The organism is Komagataeibacter kakiaceti JCM 25156 (genome assembly GCF_000613305.1).
The window spans coordinates 1-927 of sequence record NZ_BAIO01000722.1 but is presented as its reverse complement, the minus strand read 5'-3'; the positions used below and the strand labels follow the sequence as shown (position 1 = coordinate 927).

Sequence of the window (927 nt, the reverse complement as noted above, 5' to 3'; positions counted from 1 at the left end):
GACACGGCGCAGCTTGGCCCGCTGGCCCTGCGGGCCGCGACCATTCATGAAGAACAGGTCCGCCTGCGCCTGCAACGGCTGGTTGCATTGCTGGTGCCGCTCATCACCATTCTCATGGGGGCCATGATCGCGGGCATCGTCTCGTCGCTCCTGCTGGCCATGCTTGGGCTGAACGACCTTGCGCAGCAGTAAGGCAACCCGATCGGATGGTTTCACCCTGCTGGAAATGGTCATTGTCCTTGCGGTGATCGGACTGGCGACCTCGCTCATCCTCATGCGTGGCCCGATGCGCTCATCCGCGCTGGACCTGCGCGTCGCGGCGGAAATGATGGCCGCCACCCTGCGTGAAGGCCGGACCGACGCGACCACTACGGAACGGGCCGTCGTGTTCACCGCCTTCCCGACGGGGGCGTATGGGCTGAACGGTCAGGCGCGCCCTGCCCTGCCCGCGGGCATAACCATTACGGCCCCAGCCAGACTCTTTTTCTACCCCGATGGCAGCACATCGGGCGGCAGGGTCGTGCTGGGGTCCACGGCAGGCCGGATCGCGCTGACCGTGGATGCGCTGACCGGCCATGTCACCACCCGGCAGGTCAGCCCATGACAGCCCGGCCGCGCGATTCCGGATTCACGTTGCTGGAGGTGCTGGTGGCCTTCGCCATCGCCGCCCTGTCCCTTGCCGCGATGTGGCAAAGCGGCGTGGATGGATGGCGCGCGACACGCATGGCCGAACGTTCCATGGAGGCCCTGTCGCGCGCGCGGTCCCACCTGGCCGTGGTCGGGCATGGTCTGGCCATAAGGCCCCTGTCACAGGGCGGCGAGGATGGCGACGGCTTTTACTGGCGGCTGCGCATAACCCCCACCCAAAGCATCGGGCGCATGACGCTCTATGCCGTAGAAATTACGGAATCATGGTCCGGGGCGGCA

2 protein-coding genes and 1 pseudogene are annotated in these 927 nt (G+C 66.6%); all 3 read left to right on the top strand.

All coding sequences use genetic code 11. The features are described from left to right. Positions 1-192: pseudogene (locus tag JCM25156_RS26100) on the top strand (type II secretion system F family protein); the annotation flags it as partial. Continuing rightward, complete coding sequence (locus tag JCM25156_RS18300) at positions 179-604, top strand: pilus assembly FimT family protein (RefSeq protein WP_025814273.1); 426 nt, start codon at positions 179-181, stop codon at positions 602-604. The pseudogene JCM25156_RS26100 and the gene JCM25156_RS18300, both read left to right, overlap by 14 nt. Next, positions 601-927: PulJ/GspJ family protein (locus JCM25156_RS26095; RefSeq protein WP_034961063.1), on the top strand; the 327-nt coding region annotated here is incomplete at its 3' end. The genes JCM25156_RS18300 and JCM25156_RS26095, both read left to right, overlap by 4 nt.